The 18,914-nt window shown below is 49.8% G+C and carries 13 protein-coding genes and 1 pseudogene; 9 read left to right on the forward strand and 5 right to left on the reverse strand.

What is annotated here, in order from left to right:
- Window positions 1-10: 10 nt before the first annotated feature.
- Window positions 11-445 (reverse strand): hypothetical protein, encoded by a 435-nt coding sequence (locus AAGF34_RS06475; protein WP_342619797.1) that lies wholly within the window; start codon window positions 443-445, stop codon window positions 11-13.
- 740 nt (window positions 446-1,185) lie between these two features.
- On the opposite strand from AAGF34_RS06475, the gene AAGF34_RS06480 reads away from it, so the two are divergent.
- Window positions 1,186-2,064 carry a lipase family protein gene (locus AAGF34_RS06480; RefSeq protein ID WP_342619798.1) on the forward strand — a complete coding sequence of 293 codons (879 nt, stop codon included), beginning with the start codon at window positions 1,186-1,188 and terminating at the stop codon, window positions 2,062-2,064.
- A 210-nt stretch (window positions 2,065-2,274) separates the two neighbouring features.
- Window positions 2,275-3,357 carry a hypothetical protein gene (locus AAGF34_RS06485; RefSeq protein ID WP_342619799.1) on the forward strand — a complete coding sequence of 361 codons (1,083 nt, stop codon included), beginning with the start codon at window positions 2,275-2,277 and terminating at the stop codon, window positions 3,355-3,357.
- Between the two features lie 119 nt (window positions 3,358-3,476).
- On the opposite strand, the gene AAGF34_RS06490 is transcribed toward AAGF34_RS06485, so the two are convergent.
- Complete coding sequence (locus AAGF34_RS06490; RefSeq protein ID WP_342619800.1) at window positions 3,477-4,403, reverse strand: LysR family transcriptional regulator; 927 nt, start codon at window positions 4,401-4,403, stop codon at window positions 3,477-3,479.
- A gap of 568 nt (window positions 4,404-4,971) precedes the next feature.
- Between AAGF34_RS06490 and AAGF34_RS06495 the strand changes: the two genes are divergently transcribed.
- A complete protein-coding gene (locus AAGF34_RS06495; RefSeq protein ID WP_342619801.1) occupies window positions 4,972-6,063 on the forward strand; it encodes a DUF6765 family protein in 1,092 nt (363 codons plus the stop codon).
- 199 nt (window positions 6,064-6,262) lie between these two features.
- On the opposite strand, the gene AAGF34_RS06500 is transcribed toward AAGF34_RS06495, so the two are convergent.
- Window positions 6,263-7,231 (reverse strand): IS5 family transposase, encoded by a 969-nt coding sequence (locus AAGF34_RS06500; protein WP_342619802.1) that lies wholly within the window; start codon window positions 7,229-7,231, stop codon window positions 6,263-6,265.
- 492 nt (window positions 7,232-7,723) lie between these two features.
- Between AAGF34_RS06500 and AAGF34_RS06505 the strand changes: the two genes are divergently transcribed.
- A complete protein-coding gene (locus tag AAGF34_RS06505) occupies window positions 7,724-9,697 on the forward strand; it encodes a hypothetical protein (protein ID WP_342619803.1) in 1,974 nt (657 codons plus the stop codon).
- A gap of 13 nt (window positions 9,698-9,710) precedes the next feature.
- A complete protein-coding gene (locus tag AAGF34_RS06510; protein WP_342619804.1) occupies window positions 9,711-10,181 on the forward strand; it encodes a hypothetical protein in 471 nt (156 codons plus the stop codon).
- Window positions 10,182-10,363: 182 nt separating this feature from the next.
- Here the strand turns inward: AAGF34_RS06510 and radC are convergent.
- Together radC and AAGF34_RS06520 are read right to left on the reverse strand one after the other, a co-directional pair.
- Window positions 10,364-10,864, reverse strand: a pseudogene (gene radC / locus AAGF34_RS06515) (DNA repair protein RadC); the annotation flags it as partial.
- Between the two features lie 147 nt (window positions 10,865-11,011).
- Entirely contained in the window at window positions 11,012-12,226 is a 1,215-nt protein-coding gene (locus AAGF34_RS06520) for a type IV secretion system DNA-binding domain-containing protein (protein ID WP_342619806.1), read from the reverse strand.
- Between the two features lie 80 nt (window positions 12,227-12,306).
- On the opposite strand from AAGF34_RS06520, the gene AAGF34_RS06525 reads away from it, so the two are divergent.
- From AAGF34_RS06525 to AAGF34_RS06540, 4 genes are all read left to right on the forward strand, one after another.
- A complete protein-coding gene (locus tag AAGF34_RS06525; protein WP_342619807.1) occupies window positions 12,307-12,684 on the forward strand; it encodes a hypothetical protein in 378 nt (125 codons plus the stop codon).
- Window positions 12,681-15,362 carry a DUF87 domain-containing protein gene (locus AAGF34_RS06530; protein ID WP_342619808.1) on the forward strand — a complete coding sequence of 894 codons (2,682 nt, stop codon included), beginning with the start codon at window positions 12,681-12,683 and terminating at the stop codon, window positions 15,360-15,362. The genes AAGF34_RS06525 and AAGF34_RS06530 overlap by 4 nt, the downstream gene beginning before the upstream one ends.
- A gap of 216 nt (window positions 15,363-15,578) precedes the next feature.
- A complete protein-coding gene (locus AAGF34_RS06535; RefSeq protein WP_342619810.1) occupies window positions 15,579-18,182 on the forward strand; it encodes a PAS domain S-box protein in 2,604 nt (867 codons plus the stop codon).
- Window positions 18,086-18,523, forward strand: coding sequence for a GGDEF domain-containing protein (locus tag AAGF34_RS06540; protein WP_342621048.1), 438 nt, complete (start codon window positions 18,086-18,088; stop codon window positions 18,521-18,523). Before AAGF34_RS06535 ends, AAGF34_RS06540 begins: the two co-directional genes overlap by 97 nt.
- The last annotated feature ends 391 nt before the right edge of the window (window positions 18,524-18,914 follow it).

Consider the following 18,914-nt stretch of genomic DNA (forward strand, 5'->3'; position numbering starts at 1 on the left):
GCCCACTGCATCAGACGTTAGCCAGTAGTGGATAGGCTGCTTTCGGCCAAAAGACAAGGTCGTAGCTTGTCCCAGCTTCACTAGTGGCCGTGATGGTTACCACTCCAACACCATGCGTGACAGATATCCCATTTCCAAAAGTGTGCGTTGTTGCCTGCGTATGTGCGCCGGTAGAGCCTATCAACACCTGGCCATTTGTGAGAGGACCGACTCCAGCAAGACCGGACGTGCCCTTTATCTGAACTGAGTTGGTGAAGCCTGCGGGTACGGCATCAATGCAGTTAGTCGCTGAAGTGAAGTTGCTCATTACCTGATTGGCATCAGCGGTTTGCCCGTTGGTGAGTTTATTGAGAACGGTGCATGGGGCACCAGGTGCGTTCTGAAGTCCTGCAAATTGTAGACATACAAAAATCGCCAACGAAACAAAACCGTAACGTGTACGCACGAGCACCCTCCCTTTTGTAGTACCTTATTTGTCAGCTCAATTTCAGCCGCAGACTATCACAAATATCGAAACAGGCAAATAAGGTTCTGTGACGGCAATCTTGCTTGCCACTATTCGCAGGATAGCCAATAGATCAGCGCACCAGATATGTAGCAATCTTATTTCGTCGCTTGAAAGTTTCATTACGTCATGAGCTTCCAATGCAATTGTGAGGGTCGCTTCTATGCTTCAAAAGCATCTATATCTGAGGGAAGCGTATGGTAAATATTACTTACTCTACGGACTATGACTTATGCCCTGGTGGAATAAGTAAAAATATGTAAACAGCCGTAGTATCAGGTATATGTCCGATGGCAAACGGACAAAAAATCTCGGACACAGCACGTTTGGGTTCTTTCTTTTAGGGGGAAAGCGCATGAGCATTGATCTGGCGTTGCTTGGAAACATTGTGACGGCCATTGGAGGCTTGGGATTGGCAGCCAGTGCACTGGTGGACACATCCAAGACCTTGCCCGATGGCGACGTATCCAATTTTGGCTTTGATTCGATTCAAGCTGCTGCCAACCTCTTTTTCCTGCGGTGTCGGAGGAGGCATCGCTGGCGGGGAGTCTTCTGCACACCTTGCATTCGAACTGGATCAATGGCACACCCGCTTCTGACCAGAAGGCGGTTGCAAAGTCCCTCATCAAGCTAATGCTTGCTACAGAAGTGCCCTTTAACTACTTGTACTGGAGAAACCTATGGACAGAAAAGCTGCCGCAAGTTATGCGCCGTTGATTATGTACGCATGGGATATGTGTGACAAAGGTCCGAGGAATATTCCACCGTTCGTTGATCAACGCATCGCTCAAAAGGGATGGAGCATTGTTGGATTTCTATCAGCCTCTGACGATATTCAGGCAGTCGGGGGCACAATTCGTCAGACTGTCATGGGTGCAGGTGATCGAGTGTCTTACGGTTATGTCGCAACAAAGGGCGAAGAGACAATTATTGCTATACGTGGGACTGATGGTGCTGAAGAGTGGGGTGATGATCTTGATTTCCTGATGATGTCACATCGAAACTCTAAAGTTCCTGGTTATGTCGATCAGGGGTTTTACAGCATATATTCCACAATGCAATTTCACCCAATTGCTGCTCCTTCTACTGGTGTTCCAGTGGTGAGCGGAATACTGGCCATTTCCAACTCGGGAACCATCAGAGTTTTGGGTCATAGCTTAGGTGCCGCGCTTGCGACTTATTTAACTCTGGATCTCAATCTCGCTGGATCAATAGCAACGGCCTGTTTATTTGCATCACCTAAAACCGGTAATGGCAGTTTTGTGGATTTCTTTGAATCCACAGTCACCAATTACGATTTATTCAACTACGAACGGGACGTTGTACCGACCGTCCCAAAGTTTGACATCTTGCATCTCTCGGTTTACCACGACTTACGACAAGCCAAGACCATACCTGCAGATATTACTTCGGCGGCTATAACCGACAACCCAGCATGCAACCATCACCTGATCTGCTATACAGCTCTGCTTGATCTTGAGACTTATATAGGCGAAATTAATAATGCTAGCTGTGATCCAGATGATCGCAACTGTGCCAAATGTGTGCGAACTTCCTAAGCGTATGCATTCAGAAAGGTGAAAAACTCCATTTGCTCCGGAATCTCTCTCCTCTAGAAAAGAGATTCAGAGCATTCATTCCGATGACTCAACTAGGATGAAAAATAGAAATACTAATCTTAAAGCTTAGATGCATCAATTTTGATTCAAGACGGGGGTTGGGGTCAATACCGATAACTGTGGATTGTTCAAACAATAGGGGTGGAGTCTATGAATATCAATATTAACAACATCATATGTATATTTTTGATAGCTGTTGGTACTTGTGTATTAATGACGCCTGTACTCCGGTACATTTGCTATGGCTGGCTGGCGAAACGCAAGGACATCATGGACGGACTAAATGATGATGCTCGTCAAGCTTACTTTGAAATGTTTAGTCGAGGCAGCGAAACTCCAAAAGCAGGGAATGCGTCCAAGGCATTTGAAGACTTTCATTTCAAGTGGTATGGGAGGAAGTATTTCGCATGGCCGACTTTATTGCTATTTCTGGTCTCGGTCTCAGCTGTGACTTTAGTAACTCTAACGTGCCTTAAGCACCTAGGTTTTACTACCTATACCATCTTTGAACTTCCCAATACTGCGATGGCTGCGCTTGGAGGTGCTTATCTTTGGGTGGTCGATGACCATGTTTCGAGAGCACGCCGACTTGACTTTGCGCCCTCCGATGTGCATTGGGGGACGCTGCGGCTGGTAATCGCAATTCCAATGGGGTATGGATTTGGCGCGCTGCTCTCACCCGGCTTTGGCCCATTTGTGTCATTTGCCCTTGGGGCCTTTCCTCTAGATGCTCTGTTAGTCATGCTGCGCCGACTGTCTGAAAAGCAGCTAGGACTTGGGAACACAGACGCAGAGAGTAGCGATGACATCACAAAGCTTCAAGGGATCAACAAGATGATTCTTGACCGCTTGCGAAACGAGGATATCAGCACGGTTACGCAAATGGCCTATTGCGATCCAGTACGGTTGGTGATGCGTGCCAATCTAGACTTTGTGTTCGTCTGCGATTGCATGAACCAGGCGTTGGCGTGGCTCTACTTTGAGGGAAAACTAGCCGTGATACGTCCGTTTGGATTGCGGGGGGCGGTCGAAATTAAGAACTTCATAAATGAGTTAGATTTTGATACAAAGGGCAACACTGATGCAATGGCCTTGGCGAATCGCGATCGTGCGGTGGCGGCATTACCCGCGATTGCGGCTGCATTGCAGATGGATGTAAACGCACTACAGGTTCCATTACGAGAGATTGCGGCAGATCCTTATACCGATTTTTTAAGCCGGATTTGGGGGTGAAGTTCACTTCGTTCCAGTAAGCGTCAAGATACTGGATAATTTTCAATGCGTGTGAGGTGCCGCACGTTTTCTGCCTGTGCGGCAACAGGCTTTTGCCTGACATGCGGTGCACAGTATGTTCAACAAACCTTCAAGCGCAGTCCCACATGTTCAACAAGAGAGTCAATCAAAACGCGACATTTGGGAGCTAGGAAGCGATTGGGTGGGTACAAGATGTGTGCGGTTCCGTGGTAATTGGCCTCCAGTTCCCACTCGGAGAGAATCCGCTGTACGGCCCCCGTTTGCAGCGCGTCTCTGGCAACGAAGTCCGGAACACAACCAATGCCAACGCCTCGTAGGACAGCCTCTAGGCGCATTTCACTGTGGTTGGCTACATAGCGGCCTTTGACCACCACATCTTCCACTTCTTGACCCTTCTTGAATCGCCACCAGTTATCCCTGTCTCGCTCCCCAATGTAGAGGCAGTTGACTCCCACCAAGTCTTTGGGATTCTTGATCGGGTGGTTGTTCTTGAGAAATTTCGGCGAGGCACACAGGATGTGCTCAACCTTCATCAGGGGTCGTGACGCCAGGTTCAACGGCGGCACCTTTGTCAGCTGGACTACCAGATCGACACCTTCCTGAATAGGGTCGACAAGCTTGTCGGTGACAATGAGTTGGACATCCACATCGGGGTACTTGTCCAGAAAGTCCAGGATGGCAGGGTGCAGAATATGCTTGGCGAAAGCTTTGGGTGCCGTGAGGCGAACCAAGCCTTGCGGACGTTCCATGAACTTGGCCGTTACCTGCATGGCACCTTGTGCGGCCTCCACCAGTTCGCTGCATTTGTGGAAAACCTCCATACCCACATCGGTTAGTTGCAACTGGCGGGTTGTGCGCCGAATCAATTGGGCTCCCAGTACTTTCTCAAGCCGCGTCACCTGTTTGCTCACGGCCGACGGCGAGATGTGCAGAAAACGTGCGGCAGCCGAGAAGTTACCTAATTCCGCCACGCGAACAAATGTCACCATTTCGGGCAACACTTCCAAGAATTCATTTTTTTCCATTAGGAAACACTCCCTTTCCAGCAACACATGTTATCAATATACCTGTGAAGCCTGAAGATTGGATATGTATGGAATCTTGTGTTGACTAGACCTTCAGATGCAAATCAGTAAGTAGCCAATCTAGAACTGCTAATTTATGAGTCAAATATCGCTCGCAAATTCATCATTAAGAGGGTCTACATGTTCCTCCCCAAGTGAAATGCGCTCTTGTCATTCCTGCTGATTTAACAAATGATTGCATTTTCCTACGAAAGTTAATTTAGAAAACCCTCCCTGAAGATGTTCTGTCTATGACTTTATTTTGATGCACGCGTCTATTGACGCGGCCTAATGGCATATGCGACTTCATGCCCTCACATTTTTCTTACTTTTTTCGGTGAAATTCCGGCAAAGGATCTGTGCCCCCGAGGAATAAATCATCTATGCTTTTCGCGTATTTTTTGGTGTAGCTTATGGATTGTTTCTCCTTCTCTTAAGTTCCGACTGTGGGCTATATGTCCGTAATGAAGTGGAAGGCGGCAATTTGAGTACTCAACTTCTCCATATATTGAATTCATAGGGCAAAGCCATGCAAATAGATTTTCATCATGCGGTAACCTATGTGGCAACCCGCCTTGGCGGCCTTTCCCATGAACAAGCATCCACTGTTGCACATGCTGCCCAATACGTGGACGATGCAACGAATGACGGCCCATTGGAATTCGATGACGGGCAACGATATGTGCGCGTGACTTCGGCACACAAGACGCTACAAATGTTGGAAAACGGAGATGCGGCAGATAACCGTCTAGTTTGGGTACCTTTCCACTTTCTTCCAGGCAACGAGACCCCAGCGGCATACACTGATGCAGGCGATTTAATCATTCATCGCATGATGTGCAAACCCAACAGTGTCGTGGCACAACAGATGGTGAATGATTGCATTGTTAAGCAAGACCTTCCCTTCGCACCGCATAGGCTTGGCATCGCACTGCACACGTATGCGGACACCTGGGCGCATCAACAATTTGTTGGCATCATTTGTGATGTCAATCGACTGAAAAGCGTACAGGTTCTGCCTGACCCGTCCTACGTTAATGATCCAGTTTACGGAGACTTAACGAGCGGAGCTACTCAGTTCAAAGAATACGTCGCAAATCATTTGCCCGTTGGCCATGCCGGAGCAGTTACCCTTCCAGACTTGCCTTTTCTGAAGTGGAGTTTCGTGAGAGAAAACGGGGAAAAGGTTTCGCGGAATAATCCTATCGACTTTTTATCTGCGGTGAGTGGTGTATTCAACATGGCCCGCCGCTATGTTGCAAGAAACCCTGACCTCCCTTCCATTGACCTCAACGCAGCCGACCTGGGGCTCATACAGCACCTTTTTGAGACCACCCTCTTTATCGAAGGGGAGCGCCGCCATCCTGTTTGGTTAAACGCGATTCAGCAGGGCCAGTTCTCATTCGGTCCAGCAAATGCAGCCTACGTTGAACAAGGACCTGGGTCCTGGAAATTTGCAGCGCTCGGTGCAGATCCGGACGAAGAAACGGGGGATGAGCGTTTCCATTTCGACGAGTCCTTTCTGGCATCTGATTGGAAGAGATTTCACGATGCTGTCCAGTACCACCGGTTATTCATACTGCACGAACTGCTTCCGCGATTCGGCCTGTGTGCTTCTTAAAGTTGAACTCAAACTGGAAGGGGAACGTTATGAACGAACAAGCAAACTACCGGCGTTATAGCTTAGGGGTACGATGAATAAGTGGGGGACAAGCTGAGGCGGTGGTCGCAACAGCTAGGAATTGCCAAATCGAAATATATTTGCGCCGCTTTGAGCTTTTGGGTATGGTTTTGCAAGCCCTTTGGCCTGCATTTCCTGTTCATGAGCGCACCTGTGCCAAAAGGCTTTGGCGACCAAGGTAAATGTTAGCCAGTGCCAAGGCCGTGAATGCCCGGGTTGCGTTCTTCTGCAGTCCACGGTAACGCACCTTGCCAAATCCCCACAGGCGCTTTACCACACCAAAGACATGTTCCACGCGTGCCCGGATGCGTGACTTGCTGCGATTCTTTGCGCGCACCGCTTCGTCAATGAAGCCCTTGAAGCGGCTACGTTGGTTGGTAAAGTCGCGGGCCTTGGGCGCCTTGCTGGCTATGAGCTTCTTCTGGCTGGCATAGGCTGAATCGCCATAGACGCGCCGCTCGTTGCCATGCAGCAAGTCAGGCAGTGGATGCTTGTCATGCACGTTGGCCGGCGTCACCACAGCGCTGTGGGCCATGCCGCTTTGGCTGTCCACGCCGATGTGCAGCTTCATGCCGAAGTACCACTGCTGGCCCTTGCGCGTCTGGTGCATGTCAGGGTCGCGCGTCTTGTCGGTATTCTTGGTCGAGCTCGGTGCGCCGATGATGGTGGCGTCCACGATGGTGCCGGTGTTGAGCTTGAAGCCACGTGCCTGCAACTCTTTGCCAACTTGTGCAAATAGTGCTTCGCCCAGTTTGTTGTCATTGAGCAGCTTGCGGAACTTCGTAATGGTCGTGGAGTCAGGCACCGGCTCGCGGCCCAGATCGATGCCAACAAAGCGGCGCAGGCTGGCACTGTCGTACAGCGCTTCCTCACAGGCCATGTCAGCCAGGTTGAACCAGTGCTGGACGAAGTGAATGCGCAGCATGCGCTCCAGACCAATGGGTGGCCTGCCGTTGCCTGCCTTGGGATAGAAGGGTTCAATAACAGCACACAACGTTGACCACGGGACGATGGCTTCCATCGTCTTCAGAAACTCGTCGCGCCGGGTCGGCTTGCGGTAGTTCTCGAACGATTGGTCGGCCGCCATAGCCAGGGTCTGTTGCTTCATTGGTGCGCCCTCACAGAGTTACATACCAACATGCAAGTCATGGGCCAGTTTGGACTTGTTCATCGTTGCCTTAGGCATACGCCTATGCGTCAGTCCATTAGAGCGAGGACCGCGACCACAAGACACCTGGTGCCCGGAGTGCCAAATGAAGGGAAAGCCTGGAGGTTGTCCGAATTGCGGAAGAAGTAGCTAGCGTGTCGCGTCTACAAAAGCACACCTCAAACTTTCAATTGAGTAGAGATTGTTAATTATGTGAGGTTATTTGTTGTTGAGATACTAGACTGATCGCCCTCCGTCCCTATGTCCTTGTTGTGCCAATGATAGGACGTATATTTTGTATTTGGCTAGGCGCACTAGGGGTCGGACGCTGGTCGAATTAACGCCGACACTGTCGGGCCAGAAATCCTTGACAATTTCCCAATCTTCGATAGTCTTAATCGAGTGGTCGACTGACACAAAGTGCTTACGACCACCAGATTTGGGAGAAGAGTTGTGCATCTATTACGGAAATTTTTTTGCACAAGTGTTTTCGGACTCTTGTTATTCCATGGTGATGTATTCGGTGCTGAATGTACATTCAGTGTTCCGAGTGCGAACATGGTTATCACTTCATTCAACGTCGAATGTCCAGGCGGCGTTGCTAATGGGTATGGCGAGGTAGTTGTCGAAAATAGCGTGGCAAATGGTATGCCCGCTGTTCGAATTTCCGCTCAATTTGTCCAAGGCGCACCAAGCGGACGCGGGACAATACAAGCCGAGGACAAGTCATTTGGATTCGAAGGTGAAATCCGCAACTGGCGCCCGCACAATGGTAAAGGGTATGAACGTCGGCTTGGTGGCGAGGCGAAAGCAGTAGAGTTTCGAGAAGGTGCGATCTTTCGGTCCAACGAATCAGTATCGCCTACAGGAAATCAGTTCACTCCGCCACAAAAAGCGACTTCCGAACAGACGGAAATCAATCCACTGGCCAAAGCGATCTTCGGCGGCATATTTGCCGCACTGCGGAATAGTTTGCAAGGTGCTCAGCAGACCGGAGCATCCCCCACAGTAGGGACGCAACAGGCTGTAGCCAACCCGAGCCTCGCGCAACAGGAGCAAGCTGCCAACGATTTGGTCAAACGACAAGCGGCGGAAGCTGATGCTCGAAATGCATCCCAGGCTAGAGCGGCTGACGCACAATCAAAGGCCAACATTGCTGCTGCAGATGCCCAGATTCGCGCTCAACGACAAACCGAAGAAGCCCTGATTAAAGCGCAGCAAGAAGCGTCGGACAGGCAACTCCGTGAGCAAAATATACTTCTTGCCAAACAAGCTGCCGATGCTCAGGCCAGAGCAACCCAGCAGGCAGTAGAACAACAGGCAAGGATCAATCAACAAGCAAAAGATGCAGACGCCCTTGCCAAGCGACAAGCACAGGCCGCTGACGTTCAAATGGCCGAGCAAGCCCGAAAGGCGGACGTACAGCGCCGTGCACAAGAGCAGAATGTTGCACCGTCCAATACTCAGCAGCAAGCCACAGTCCCGCAGACACAAGCCTTCAGTTCGCAGGCGCAGGCCGATTCATACAGGAAACAGCAGGAGGCTCAAACCGCAGCTTTCAATAAACAAGCTGAGCAAGAGCGACTCAGGTATCAGCAGCAGGCTGAGGCAGAGCGCTTAAGGTATCAGCAGCAAGCCACAGCTCAGCAGGCACAAAGTAGTACTGTGTCACCATCAAATAGTGGGGGAACGTTGTACAGACCCGCAACTAATCCGCTACCGCAAATAACCTATGGTCGATCTACAACGACGGCAGCAATATCGCCAAGTACAGTACCCGATGGATCAAAAAATGACTCTGCTGCCAACGCACATTCCTCTCCAACAAATTCTAGTGCAAATGTGCCCTCTGGCATATTGTTAGTTCCGGCTGGTACTTCGCAAACCGCTAACTCAACCCCTCAATACCTCACACCACCAACTACAACAGTTGCGAAAAAAAGCAATATTGTTTCACCAAATATTGCTTTTGATACCGCGAACTCTACGCCTCAGCAGGTAGCACCGTCGGATGGCCTTGCCATAGAGGCGTCTTTGATTCCGCTTGTTCCATTTTTTCTGGAAGAGGCGTCGATAGCTACAGCAGTGGCGGCAGAAAAATGGTATGCCGAATCCGGAAACACGGTATATGTAATTCGACTAGCTCAGAAAATTGTCTATGTTGGCATAACGAGCAATTTCTCGCAAAGAGCAGCATATTGGTTGAGTCGCGGATATAAGATTATCCCTGTTGCAGGATTAACAAATGTTAGTCGATTGGCTGCTCATGGCATAGAGCAACTCTACATTGCCAGATTTGGCTTAGCAAGGGAAAGTGGACAGTTGCTGAATAAGTACAACAGTATAGCGGCGGATAATCCATCAATGGCAAATGCCTTGAAATTGGGAATAGAGGCACTGCGCGCTGCCAATTGGCCTGGGTTCTAATACTTAAAAATTCATGAGAAATACATTTAAAATAGGAACCGTATTCGAATTTCGAACATTTAATGGGGATTTTTTCTATGGTCAACTAACTCATAGGCACAGGCTTATGGGAGATTTGATACGATTCCGAAAGATTCGCTTCATCGAAAGGCAACCCCAACCTGAATTGCTTTTTCAGCAAGAGGCTGTTGAAACGCAATACGCACCTTGCTTTTCTTCCATAAAGGTATTAACTCGGACTCATGATGCGACAATGGTTGCAACGTGTGCCGTACCAAGCAACTTAGCTGACTTACCATATTTTAGAGGCGGAGTTATCGCTCCTGAAATTGGTCTCTATCAAAAACCTTCTATATGGGATGGTGAGAGCTTTCATCCCTTGGAGAAATATCCAGCAATTAACACTTCCCTGCTCCCAGAACTCGCAAGCATTCCAATTCAGGATATCCGTGAGTTAGCAGAATTATTCCCTAAGTTCAATTGAAATAATAGCAACGCTGTCGCTTTAGATAATCTGGGTGCACGATAAGCAAAGTCTAGGCAATTTATTCGGTTGAACGAGACTATTGTCGTTCAACTATTTATTTCGATTTGCAGTTTGCATGTAACGAAGGCCTGACGTATGTCAGGCCTAATTTTGCTCTAGAAATGTGAGCGCCACCGAAGCTAAATTAGCCCACGCTCCGCCATACTCACTACTTCCCCGCCCGCAAACACCACGTGATCCAGCACCCGCACATCCACAAGTGCTAAAGCTGCCTTCACAGCGTGCGTCAAAGTTTCGTCAGCTCGACTTGGCTGCGCATTGCCACTTGGATGGTTGTGTGAAAGGATGACGCCTGCAGCCCCATGGTCAAGTGCACTAACCACGATTTCACGTGGATACACACTTGTCTGACAGAGCGTCCCCCTAAACATTTCCTCGCACGCAATCAATCGATTCTGGGCATCAAGGAACAGCACCAGGAACACTTCATGCCGCTTTGTTGCGTAGACCATTCCCAGGTAGTGTTTGACTACGTCAGGTGAATGAAGAATGTGCTGATCAGTAAGGTTGGCCAGGTACAACCGCTCCCACAACTCCCGAGCAGAAAACATGGGACGAAGTTCAGGTTCAGGAACTCCTTTTTGAAGCAGCTTTGTTAGTGAACCGCTATACAGCTTCTTGGTGGTCTCAATACCAATCAACTCCGCAAGGAGTGTGCTTGATGATGCCGACTTGATATCTTTCATAGTGAACTCCTTCGTGGTTAAGAACATCCACGGTTCAGCTTCTCAAGAAAGAGGTTTTTTGACACGAGGGTACTTTGTGCCTCACGGGCAACTTTTACCCTCTGGCGAAATTGTTGTAGCTCTGAATGGCCGTGATGGCATGCCATCAATCATGAGGCGCAGGTAGATTGTGAAGTTCGCAAGCCCTATTAAGTCTTCTGTGGTGACCACTTCCATGAATTCCTTGGCAATCAGACTGGCGTCTTTCGCACCAAGACGAAACGAGATCATGGTGCCAGCATTTCCAATTACTGCATGCTGCACGGCTTCCTCAAGTTGATGGAAGTGCTGGTGTGCAAGGACAAGTGAAAGGCGAAACTTACGAAGTTCGGAAATCATGTCTGCAACTGACAGTGTGGTGAATGCCTGGAATTCATCCACGTAGAGGTAGTGTGGCCTGCGCTTCTCTTCTGGAATACTGGCCCTCGAATACGCCGCTAGAGAAATGCTGGTCACAAGCATTGCACCAAGAAGCGATGAGCTATCTTCACCAATGGTCCCGCGTGACAGATTCACGATCAGAATTTGGCCTTCGTCCATGATTTTGCGGAAGGAAATCTGCTGATCGGGTGCTGTCAAAAGCTTCCGCATACGTGGGTCCGCAAGAAAGGCTCCGATCTTGTTCTGTATTGGGGCTGCTCCATCGATGCGATACCTGTCCGAGTAGTTTGAGAACTCAGACTCCCAGAAGGTACGTACTGTTTCGTTCTTGATGCGCTTGACCAAGTCACTTCGGAAGTCCTTGTCGGTAATCAGTTGGAGCACATCAGGAAGTGTCCCACCTCCTGTATCTAGGAGGGCGTACAGAGCATTCCTCAGAATGTGCTCCATGCGTACGCCCCAGGTATCAGCGAATCGCTTTTTGAATACTTCTAAGAGACCAGACACTGCGAGAGTTACATACTTCTCTCCTACCGCTTTCAGTGGGTTGTATCCATAGGGAACATTTTCATCCGTTGCATCAAGGTAGACGACATCTTTACGGCCAGACGCCCTTGCATACAGGAGTACACGTTGTGCAAGATCCCCATGTGGGTCAATCAAGGTCACACCACGACCCGCATCAATGTCCTGACGAAGCAGGACTTCAAGGAGCGTCGTCTTTCCCGTACCTGTCTTTCCAATGACGTGCACGTGGAAAGCACGATCTGATTGCTTGATACCAAATCGCTTATGCGGTGGTCTACCAGCCGTATCTCCAATGTAGCTAATACCTTGTTTGTTTTCCTTGCCAGCCATTGCACCAAAGTAGCGCATACCTTCATTTGAAAATAGAGGGTGACAAGTGCCAGGGAGGGGAGTAGTATTTCGCAAAAAAAATATATTCAGGAGGAAAAATGGAACTACTGCTTACGCGTAATCAGAAGTCTGGTCTTGTGGGTGGCATTAAATTCTTGCTGACTGCAAAGGCTCGCCTTACAGACGAAGAGTTAGACGCAATCAAGAAATACAAGCTCAGTGATACCCTGCTGTATGAGAAGCCTAACGATGGTCCAAACATGCACAGCATCACATCCATGCTTGCCTATCGTTTTGCTGTACCACGTCTTCATGTACATGACCTTGTTGATGGCAAGACCATTGAAGGCAAAGACGTTGTTGAAATCCTCGACGCCGAAGAGCAAATTATTAAGGCAGCAGAAGTATTTCATAAGGTACTGACTGCTGCAAAATCTTTTGGTGGAGAAACGGTTCATACCTTCGAACCGGCATGAGCTTCCTTTCCTCACTCCTTGGTACCTCGTCCAAGGAGGAGAAGGAAACCAAAGAGCTTCTGTCGCAAGTTAGGGTGCTTCGTCAACAGAGTACGCTCAGTGATGAAGACGCTAAGTCGGACTTCATCATGTCTGTCATGGAGGAAGCCGGTAAGGAGCTCGATGTCACACTAGGTACCCGTATTGGGTCACCTGTATTCTCGCTTCTTTCCATACTGCTTCGGCACGAGCCACTGACCGTACCACTTAATGCCGATACTGCGGACTTCAGTCTCGCTGAAGGTGTGGACTATCGCAATCGCCTGCGCAAAGCAGTGCGCATGCATGAACGGGAAGACTACTTCCTTGATAAGTGGTTAGAGGTAACGTCTGCAATTCTTTCAAGCCTGTACAAAGAGCTACCGCCGCAAGCGTTCGTTGATCCCCATGATGATGGTACGTTTGAGGAGTATTCACGGCTGGCACCTGTTGCCCCACTGCATACCTACATCAAGAACCTTCCTGTTCTCATTCACAAGATCATTGCAACCATCTTCGCAGATGACTTGATTTCTGATGCATTGTTTGATGACCTCAGGGACCAGCTCCATAGCAATCTTTTAAGTGCATCCAACATTCCATTTCACGAGCGGTTTACCAGCAAGAAGTCGTATGTTCTGCCGGAAGACAAGCATGGACTGGATTCTGTTGAGTTGATCCGGCTCTACCTTTCAGGCACGCCGTTTGTCGACATCTTCACGGTTGAAATTCCACTCTACATCCCAGAAGCCATTCGCTTTGAGCACACCCATGTGCTTGCGGGCACAGGACACGGGAAGACCCAGACACTTCAATTCCTCATTGCCGGTGACTTAGAAGAAGCACTCAAGGAAAGACGATCTGTTGTCGTCATGGACAGCCAAGGTGATCTTTTGCAAACCTTGATGCACAGTTCATATTTCGGTGAAGCTGGACTCAAGGACCGCTTCATCTACATTGACCCGCAAGACCTTGATCGTCCGGTAGGGCTTAATCTGTTTGATGTGGACATAGGAAGCGGAAAACTAACAAATGCAGTCGCCAGGGAAACTATTCTGAATGGCACGATTGAACTGTATGAGTACTTCTTTGGTGGTCTGCTCGGTGCAGAACTTACTCAAAAACAAGGTGTCGTGTTCCGGTACTTGGCAATACTGCTTGCCCGTATTCCAAACGCCAACATCCACACCCTACTGCTCCTTATGGAAGACGGAGAGCAGTTCAAACCTTGCATGCAGATGCTTCCAGGAAGTGCTCGCATCTTCTTTGAAACCAGATTCTTTGACCGGACATTCTCAGAAACCAAGAAGCAGATTCTGACAAGGCTTTGGGGGGTACTGTCGAACCAGACGCTTGACCGCATGATGAGCGCAACCAAGAACTCGGTTGACCTGTTCCAGTCGTTGCAAAACGGTTCCATTGTTTTCATCAACACTGCCAAGGACTTTCTTGGGCATGAAGGTTCAACCATCTTCTCTCGAATGTTTGTCGCCCTGCTAGGTCAAGCTCTCATGCGTCGTGCCGCTGTCGCAAAGTACGAACGTACTCCCACGTACATCTACATTGATGAAGCTGAAGATGTTGTAGACCTGACTCTGACCCGTATGCTTGCCCAGGTGAGGAAGTACAAAGGGGCCATTACCTTTGCGCATCAGAATCTGGATCAATTGGAGCCCAGCATCCGTGCTGGGGTGCTGGCCAACACGTCTATCAAATTAGCCGGCGGTGTCAGCTCCAAAGATGCGCACAGTCTTGCAGGGGATTTCCGCTGTGATGCAGATTTCTTGCTCTCACAGAAGAGAGGTCGTAGTCAAACGCACTTTGCATGCTTTGCACGGAACGTGACCGACCAGGCCGTGACGCTATCCATTCCCCTTGGGTATCTGGAATCACAAGAGAGCTTATCCGAAGGAGAGTACCAGGCCCTTCTAGAGACTTCACGGCAGACGTACGGTGTACCGTACTCTGATGCACCCGTGACAGATGAAACTCAAAGCGTGCCTCCGGTTGAGGACATTTCAAATGTCGAGCATCAGCCAGTGCCCCCCGACGAACCGGAGAGGCCTGCTTTTGACACGGTACCTGCTGCACCTGAGGTGTCTCCCGACATAGTCATTCACCGTGCTCCCGCCACTTCCTTACCAATCCAAACCCGAGACACTGGCGGTGGTGGGGTCAAACACAAGTACCTGGAACATCTCATTAAGGAGCTCGGCGAGGAACGTGGTTTCCGTGCGTCCGTTGAAGAGGTAATACACGACGGTGCTGGGCGTGTGGATGTGGTGCTCAGGCGTGAGCAGCTATCGTTTGCATTTGAAATCTCTGTGACCACCACCAAAGACCATGAGCTTGGCAATGTGGAAAAGTGCCTGGCACTGCCTTTTACACATGTTGTGATGTTGGCATCGCATCAGCGACACTTAAAAAGTTTGTCTACGTTCATTGGGAATGCACTTGAAGATGGTGAGAAGAAGCGCGTGACATTTCTCTTACCAGAAGACCTGCCAGGATTTCTTGATGGGTATCCCATGACGCAAGAGCCCAAGGAGAAAACTATTAAGGGTTATACGGTGAGAACTCGCGTGAAGGAGGTTGATCCGAGGGAGGCGCTTGCTCGAAGGCGGGCGATTGCGGCTGTGATGGCAAAATCAATGCAGTGACTATTGTGATGCGGGCATCGCATCCATTGCATGTAAAACTCTCACCCGCATTCAAAGTGAACGCACCTGTTCGCAGATTACCCGACAGTTTTCCTTCGGTATTTCAATAGGCGTGTTGAGAATCCACCTCCCACATATTCCTGACACACGATTGAAGAAAATTGATCTACCATCAAGGTAGTAACGCGCGCGTTGGGCGCCAGAAGAAAATAATGCATGAATTACGCCGCTCCACGATCCATCAATGAAGAAGGGCGACTGGCTCGATTACGGGCACTGCAAGTGCTCGATTCCGAGCCAGAACCAATATTTGACGCTCTGACACGTACCGCATCTGCCATTTGCAATGCTCCCATTGCCTTGCTGAGCCTAGTAAGTGCTGACCGGCAGTGGTTTAAGTCCAACATCGGGCTGGAAGGAACAGCCGAAACGTCCCGAGAAGTGGCTTTTTGTGCCCATGCAATTCTGGGTACGGACCTGATGGAGGTCCCTGATGCCATGGAAGATCCCAGGTTTTGCTTAAACCCACTGGTCATCGGGCAACCACATATTCGCTTCTATGCTGGAGCTCCGGTGGTCATGTCAGAGGGCGAAAGTGTTGGCACCTTGTGCGTAATCGATACCCAACCACGTGTGCTAAATGATGTGCAACGCAAGGTGTTGTCGGATCTCGCGCTTGTTGCTTCAAAAGCACTGGATATGCGCCAACGCGCCTTGGAATTGGATCAGCTACACGCACGAACTGCAGAAAAGGCGCAGGAGATAAGTACGCAAGAAGCGCTCTATCACGCTATCGTTGAAGACCAAACTGATCTTGTCTCTCTATCACTACCAAGCGGCGAATTGACTTATGTCAATGAAGCATATGCCAAGCATTTCGCACTGACGCCTAAAGACATGGTTGGACGCAACCTGTTTGACTATGTTTCAGTAAAGGATCGGGACGCTGTTGCATCCCATTTGCAGAAGCTTTGCGAAGGGCCCGGGGTTGCGTATGGTGAAAATCAAATGCGTTCTGCAAAAGGTGAAGAACGCTGGATGGCCTGGTCCAATCGATCCATCGGTGACGAGAACGATCACGTCATTTCCCTACATTCCGTGGGCAGGGACATCACGGATCGCAAGCAGGCCGAATTTGCCTTGAAGGCAAGCCAGAATCGTTTGCGTGCACTGTATGAGTCCACTCCGGCGATGCTGCATTCCATCGATCGACAGGGACGAATACTGTACGTGAGCGATATGTGGCTCCGAAGTTTGGGATACACCCGAGAAGAAGTAGTCGGTAAGCGCTCCACGGACTTTCTCACCCCGGCCTCGCGAGACTACGCGACGAACGATGTGCTGCCTAATTTTTTTGAGTCTGGTCGGATCGAAGACATCGAGTACCAGATGGTTCGGAAAGATGGAACGGTTATCGACATAGTGATGTCTGCAATATTGGAACGTGACTCGTCCGGGCAACCAGAGCACTCATTGGCCATCATTCAGGATGTAACTGAAAAGAAGGCGATGTCAGCTGCCTTGATCGCGAAAGAGGAGCGTTTGTCTTTGGCAACGTCCGTCAATGGCATAGGCATCTGGGAAGTTGATCTAAAGACTGGGAAGGTCGAGTGGACCGACACCATGTTCGAAATCTTTGGCAGTACCCCTGCATCCTTTGGTGGCACGCTTGAAGATTGGTCAAGCAAACTGCATCCAAAAGATTACCAGCGAAGCGTGACTGAATTTCAGAAGGCCATTGAGACCTATCAACCTATCGATTTTGACTTTCGCGTACTTACAGACAATGGGGAAATTCGCCACGTGCATGCCCGCGCGGAAGTGATTCGAGATGAGCATGGTAATGCAACCCGTGTGCTAGGTACGAACTACGATGTGTCAGAGCGCAAAGAGGTAGAGCGTGCACTGGCCCGTAGCGAGCGGCGTTTGCGGTTAATTGCCAACAATTTGCCCGTGCTCATTTCCCATGTGGATATGGACTACCGGTATACCTTTACGAACGACAAATACCAAACATGGTTCCATTTGAAAGAGGGCTCCACTGTTGGGAAGACAGTCGCTGAGGTGTTTGGTGAAGAGGTTTTTGCTGGGGTTAAGTCCTATATGGCGGAGGCAATGACTGGCAAGGATGTGTCATTTGAACTCACGAACACAATTCCTGGCTCGCCAACCAACTTGTACGTGCACTACGTGCCAGACAGAGATGCTCAAGGTACAGTCACAGGTATCTTTGGCATGGTGCTTGATCGTACAGAACAACACCAGGCGCAAGCGCGCCTTGAGGCAAGTGAGCGGCAGCTCCGTGCGGTGACAGACAATCTGCCGGTTTTAATTGCCTATGTCGATACGGAGGAGCGACTGCAGTTTCTCAATGCAACATTCAAAGACTGGTTGGGAATTGATTTGCAATGGGCAACTGGGCGCTCGATCCATGAAGTCCTCGGCGACGTCCGCTATGAAAAACGTAGGGATGCCCTACGAAAGGCGCTTGCGGGCGAGCGCATTGAATTCGATTCTGAAATTAATGAGAAGGGTGTCCACCGATACCTGCGAACCATCTTTATTCCTGACGTGTGGCCTGATGGCGTAGCACATGGCGCATATGTGCTTAGCTTGGATGTGACGGACGTAAAGCGGGTGGAGAAGGAACTTCAGGATATCGCTCGTATAGACCCGCGGGGCTACCAAACAGGCGGCAGTTTGATGAGAAGCTTGGGCAAGCCATTGCACGCTGCCAACGCACCGGTTCACGTATGGCTCTCATGTACCTGGATATTGATCACTTCAAATCCATCAATGACACTTACGGGCATGGCGTAGGTGATCTTGTATTGTGTGAAGTTGCAAATCGCCTGAAGTCGAGCATCCGGGTTACAGATACGGCAGCTCGTTTGGCAGGCGACGAATTTGTCCTCATCTTGGAGGATCTGAGTGACCAAGATGAGGTGCAGATGATCGCTGAAAAGCTGGTAGGAACCATACGGGCAACAATGCAGCTAGGGGATCATAAGATCCACGCTACAACAAGCATAGGCATTACCCTCTGCGAGGGCAATGAATTGAATCCTGCTGCGTTAGTTGCTCGGGCTGATCGTGCGCTGTATCAAGCCAAGGCCGCCGGTCGTGATACGTTTTGGTTAGACGTACCGCCTGGCACTTGATGTTCGGTATTCAGGGCGACACATCATAAGTCAAGGTTGCTGCGCATGGCCAGACCGTGCTCGTTCAACTTCGACAAGAATCGCTTCTGATGTGGCGGACATTGGAACCGGCTGGTGATTTCAATGCAAATTGAATCCCTCAAATTTGAAATTTTCGATACACTCCCGATTGGGGGCGGAGCTATGCCCTCACAACCCCGCTAAGCAGGGTAGCGTTATGAGCGCGTAACAATGGGCGTGATGCCCTAGGTTCGGATGCATTCTGTTGTGGACTGCACCATATTGCTGCGTAAGCCCTGCTCGCCCTAAATTTTTCATTGCCCGCCTTGTGCGGGCTTTTTTGTGCCCGCTCCACGCGGGTTTCTCAATGGCCCGCCTTCGAGCGGGTTTT

It is taken from the genome of Rhodoferax sp. GW822-FHT02A01 (assembly GCF_038784515.1).
Classification (GTDB): domain Bacteria; phylum Pseudomonadota; class Gammaproteobacteria; order Burkholderiales; family Burkholderiaceae_C; genus Allorhodoferax.